The sequence below is a fragment of the Streptomyces sp. NPDC051051 genome, from assembly GCF_040682975.1.
Classification (GTDB): Bacteria; Actinomycetota; Actinomycetes; order Streptomycetales; family Streptomycetaceae; genus Streptomyces.
In genome coordinates, this window is sequence record NZ_JBFBCB010000114.1 from 1 (window position 1) to 5199 (window position 5199).

General features: G+C 72.2%; 3 protein-coding genes and 1 pseudogene. 3 read left to right on the top strand and 1 reads right to left on the bottom strand.

The window, feature by feature from the left end:
- Nucleotides 1-493: 493 nt before the first annotated feature.
- Nucleotides 494-2821 (top strand): BTAD domain-containing putative transcriptional regulator, encoded by a 2328-nt coding sequence (locus AB0N31_RS36115; protein WP_366062776.1) that lies wholly within the window; start codon nt 494-496, stop codon nt 2819-2821.
- A gap of 651 nt (nt 2822-3472) precedes the next feature.
- On the opposite strand, the gene AB0N31_RS36120 is transcribed toward AB0N31_RS36115, so the two are convergent.
- Complete coding sequence (locus tag AB0N31_RS36120) at nt 3473-4057, bottom strand: hypothetical protein (protein WP_366062777.1); 585 nt, start codon at nt 4055-4057, stop codon at nt 3473-3475.
- A gap of 133 nt (nt 4058-4190) precedes the next feature.
- On the opposite strand from AB0N31_RS36120, the gene AB0N31_RS36125 reads away from it, so the two are divergent.
- Together AB0N31_RS36125 and AB0N31_RS36130 are read left to right on the top strand one after the other, a co-directional pair.
- Nucleotides 4191-4718, top strand: a complete 528-nt coding sequence (locus AB0N31_RS36125) for a DUF6584 family protein (RefSeq protein WP_366062778.1) — start codon at nt 4191-4193, stop codon at nt 4716-4718.
- Between the two features lie 50 nt (nt 4719-4768).
- Nucleotides 4769-4896, top strand: a pseudogene (locus AB0N31_RS36130) (IS5/IS1182 family transposase); the annotation flags it as partial.
- Nucleotides 4897-5199 lie beyond the last annotated feature (303 nt).

Consider the following 5199-nt stretch of genomic DNA (forward strand, 5'->3'; position numbering starts at 1 on the left):
TCCTTTGCGCACGCGCCGGGGGGGGCCGGGGGGGGGCCCGGCCCGGCGCCGCCCCCCCCGGGCGGGGGGGGGGCGCGGGGGGCCCCCCGCCCGGCGCCCGTGGAGGCCGGCCGGAAAGGGGTTCACCAGGAGTTCGGTCCGTGGACGATCGACGTGCCCCCCGCGGCGGACGGGCCGGCGCCGTCACCGCCGCGAGAACCACCGACTCGTGAGGGATCGACCACAGATTGCTGTGGTATTGGCTCGTACTCTTAGTAGCATTGGCAGTGTTCCCGGCGTAAAGGGGGGTGAGCCCTGCGCCGCACGCCAACCATGCTGAGGGACTATGTGGTTCAGGATGTTAGGTCCGTTAGAGGTCATATCCGGTGGGCAGCCCATCTCGCTGGGGGGCAGCAAACAGCGGGCGACGCTCGGATATCTCCTCCTCCACCCCAACCAGACGGTACCCATCAGTAAACTGCTGAAGGCGCTGTGGAGCGTCGAAGAAGCTCCGATGACCGCCCGCAAGATCCTGCAGAACTCGATCTGGAGCCTGCGCCGCAAACTCGTCACCGGCCCGACCGCGGAAGCGCCCGTGGCGCTGCGCACCCAGCCTCCCGGCTACTCCCTGGACGTCGCCCTCGAACGCGTCGATCTGCACCTCTTCCACCGGTGGGTGCGCGAGGGCCGAACCCGGCTGGAGGCGGGGGAACCCGACGCGGCGGCCACGCTGCTCAGCGACGCCCTGGAGCTGTGGCGCGGTCCTGCCCTCGCGGACCTGACCGAAGTCGGCCTGCTGTGGCCGGAGTTGACCACGCTCCAGAACATGCGGCTGGACGTCCTGGAGGACGTCTTCGAAGCCCAGCTCGCCTGCGGACGCCACTACGCGGTGCTCGGCGAGCTGGAGTCGCTGGTGGAGAACGAGCCGCTGCGCGAGCGCGCCTGCGGCCAGCTCATGCGTGCCCTGTACCGCTGCGGGCGCCAGTCGGACGCGCTGGGGGTCTTCAGCCGGCTGCGGGCCCAGCTGGTCGAGGAGCTCGGTCTCGAACCCAGCCGGGAACTCCAGCAGCTCCAGCAGGCGATCCTCACCCACGACCTCGCCCTCCAGCCCGCGCCGGCCCCCGGCGGCCCGTACTCCGTGCAGGGCACGGCGGCCCTGCTGCCCAGCGCGATGGAGACTGCGCCCCGGCCGCTCGGCCCGCGAGCCGTCCCCGACAGCCCGGCCCCCGCCTCGCCCCGGCCCTCCTTCCAGGACCCGGCCCCCCGCCCGCACCACCCCGACCCGGCGGGCGTCCGGCCCGCCCCCGTCCCGGCCCTGACGCTCGCGGAGGCCCCGCTCCAGCCGCACAGCGCCAGATCCCTGACCGACGGCAAGCTCCCGGCCCCGTCCCGGCCGCCCGTCCAGGGTTCGGGCCCCAGTCCCGACCGTCCGGCCCTGAGGGCCGTCCTCTCCGCCCCCGTCGCGGCGTCGCCCCCCAAGGTGCTGTCCCCCGCGAACGGTTCGGCGCCGAAGAACGGCACGACGACGCACCACGCCCCCGCCCGGGACCTGTCGACGGCGACGGCGACAGCGACGGCGAACACCGGCACACCCACCATCGCTTCCGCGGTACGCAGCGAGGCCAGCCTCCTGCTGGTACGGGCCGAACCCGACCCCGCCTCGACCGAGGCCGGTGAACTCGACGCCGTGATGGACGGGGTGGGCACCCTGATCCACCAGGAGATCGAACGCTGCGGCGGCACGGTCGTCTTCTCGCTGCACGCGCTCACCCTCGCCCTGTTCCCGGCGGACCCGGACGACACCGAGTACCCGCTGCGCGCGGCCCGCGCCGCGAACGCGCTGCGCACGGCCCTGACCGCGTCCGCCTCACGGGCGGGTGCCCCCGTGACCGCCCGCACGGAGCTGCGCACGGCCGTCGCGACGGGCGCCGTGCTGGTGAGCCAGTCCCTCGGCGGCAGCCGGCCGCCCAGGGTCTACGGCGCCACGGTGAAGGAATGCGAGGCGCTGCTGGCCCTGGCGACCTCGGACGGTACCCACGTCTGCGACCGCACGCGGGAGGAGACCAAGGAGCACTTCGCGTACGAGGAGATCCCGGGCACGCCCGTCCGCTGGAAGCTGCTCGGACCCATCGACCCCGGACCTGCCGACGACGCCCACCACCGCGAACTCGACCTGCTGCAGGGGGTGATGACCCACAGCAACCGCTGGTCCCAGCCGCACCTGATCACCGTGCTGAGCACCGAGGAAAGCCCCCGCCGCCGGATGCTCGACAAGCTGGGGGACTTCGCCGGCTCGGCGCTCGACGGGGCCCAGGTGCTGAGCTGGAACGGCCAGGACGCCGCCGAGGCGGGCCCCTTCGGCCTGCACCGGAGGATCATCTCCAGGTTCTCGGGACTGTCGAAGTCCGACCCGCCCTGGGCGGTCCGCCGGAAGGTCAGCGCCGCCGTCCAGCGCCTGGACGCCGGAAAGAGCTGCATCAACTGGCTGGTCGCCCGCTGCACTTCGGTCCTCGAGACGTCGAACCGCTCGCCCGAGCGGCTGGGCGCCGAGGAGTGGCGGGACGTGTGGCGGTACTTCCTGGAAGCCGTCGCCCATGACGGCCCGATCGTCCTGATCATCGACAACCTGCACCTGGAGGACACGGCGACCCGAGAGCTCGTCGGTCTCATCGCCCGGCTCCCCGTCCGCATCCCCCTCACCGTCATCGCGGGCGCCGACCCCGAGCTCCTGCGCCACGCCGACTGGTCCTCGGACCGACGCTTCGCCACCACGGTGCTGCTCGACAAGCTTTCCGACGACGAACTCGCCTGTTCGGACGAGGGCTGCCTGCCCGTCCAGTGAGGCACGCCACCCGGAAGCGGCTGCCGACGCCCACTGACGGGCGCGCCCGCGTCCGACGGCTCCCGGACGAGCCCGAGCGCCCACATGCCGTGCCCCCCCCGCGCACGCACGGGGGTGAAGCCGCTGTCATCGAAATCCCGGCAACGTCGCCGGTCCGCACGGCAGTTCCGTGCCCCCCTCCTGCTGCCCCGTCACGGGCCGGTCGACGACGACCGCCCGCCGGGTGCCGGCGTCGACGACGACCCGGCGGTCCGTCGAGCGGCGGCAGTTCTTCGGCTGTGCGGGGACGGAGCGGTCCCGGGCGGACGACGGCGTGCCGTCCCCACGGCGCGGACCCCGACAGCCGTGCCGGGCCCCGGCGCACCGCGGGCCCGGCACGACGAGGTGCCGCCACCGAGTGGCTGCCCGGTCCGCGGGCGTGCCGCGGAAGACGGCGTGTCCCCGGTGCCGGCCCGGTGCCGGCCACCGGGCAGGCCGGCACCGGACCGCACGCGTGGTCCGCACCGGCCGGCGAGGAGTCCGGGGCTCCGAGCGCATGGCCGGTGCGGGGTGGGCACGCTGTTCCGGGAAAACAGACGGACGCTCTCGTGGGATGTCTTCAACGGTGCGAGGACGGCCTGCGATGAGCCGGCTGTGCCGGTTGGCTCCGTCTCATCGGCCGACGAAGCTCGTCCACCGGTTCGCGCCGGCAGCTCGGCTGTGTCCGAGCAGTCGGGCCTGCTCCCTCTTGAGCTGGGTGAACCTGTCGCGGATGTACTCCCTGAGCGCCCGGTCCGGGAAGGGTATGACGGACAGGTGCTCTTCGTAGTTGCCTCGGGCCCAGCGTGCAGCCGTGATCTCGTAGCCCGAGACGTGGGCGCAAAGCTGGAGGAGGGCCTGGGGCATCTCCTCCTCGATGAGGAGGTCGGCCTTGGTGACCACGACGTCTCGCATGGCCTGGATGTTGGGGATGAAGACGGTCGTGGCCCAGGTGCGCCACTCCGCGAGTTCCCGCTCGGTGGGAGGAGCGTCGTGGCGGAAGGGGTCGCGGCCGTCGGGGCGGGCGTACTTCTCCGACCAGGTGTCGTAGGTACGGCTGTTGGCTTCCATCAGCGCGAACAGCGGCCCGTAGAAGTCACTCAGCTGCTGGTCGACGCGCGTGAGGCGGGCCTGTCTCTGTGCCAGACGCAGCCCGTTCAGATAGGTCGCCAGGTAGCCGATGAACGCCAGCCCGATGGTCACGATCACTGTAGCCATGACCAGCGATGCTGGAGACCGTCCAGTAAATGATCTACAGAATGCCTGCCGGCCTGCTGGTTTCTCCGTCGTCCGGCGGCTGAGCGGCAAAACCAGGTCGACGTAGGCCGGTGCGGCCCCCGATCATGCGTTCATGCCCCTGAAGGAGACCCTTGCCCGAGTCGATGCGGACCTGGCCGCCGGCCGGGTCCCCGTCGCGCGTCAGCGCCTGCGCGGTCTCGTCTCGTCCTTCCCGCACGACCTGACGCTCCGCCGCCGTCTGGCCGAGGTGTACCGGCTCTACGGCGACGCCGCCGAGGCTGGACGCTGGATGTACCTCGAAGAGGACCGGAACGCCGACGAGACCGCCGCCTTCGAGGCGCGGTACGGGTCTCCCGGGTGGCGGATGAAGGCCCTCGCCTGGCGCGGCCCCGAGGCGGAGGCCGCCACCGCCTTCGCGAAGGGGCAGCTGATCGCGGTGCGGACCGCCTGCGCCGAGGAGCTGGGGCACCCCGTCGCCTGGGACGACCCCGCCTCCTACCGGGACGACCTGGAAGGGGAGTACGAGGCGCCCTCCGAGCCGTGGACGGCCGGCGGTGTGCTGGCGGGTGTCGGCTGCCTGGTGGCGGTCCTCGTGTTCCTCGCGATCTGGGTCAACGGACTCGTTGCCCTCTTCGACTGACTCAGGTCACCGGGGCCGGTGAGGAGCGCCGGTCGAGGAACGATCTCGCGGTGTCTGGTGTGATCACGGCTCCGGACCCGTCTCCTGGACAACCTCGTTCACCGGGCGGAGCCCTCGCCTGTTCGGCAAGCCGGTGACCGTACTGCGGCGCGAGCGTGCCGATGCGGCCCGCAAGGGCTTCCTGCCGTCGTCACGCGTGACGACCGTGAACGGTTTGTCCACGCCCGCGCTTTCCCCGCAGCCGAGCGGAACGACCTGCATCTCGTCAGCCGGCCCGGCCCGGACGTCCCGGTGCCGAAAGTTCGGGGAATGGTTGTGGGGGTCGGGGGTAGGCGGGTGTTTGCGGGGAGGACGAGCCGGCGACGACGGACCGGTGGTGTCTTGGTTGATCGATTGGGAGGGGCACATGATGACGACGACCGTGCAGGCCGCTGGGACGGTGGACGTTCCGGAGATCGCTGACCCTTCCAAGGTGGCGCCG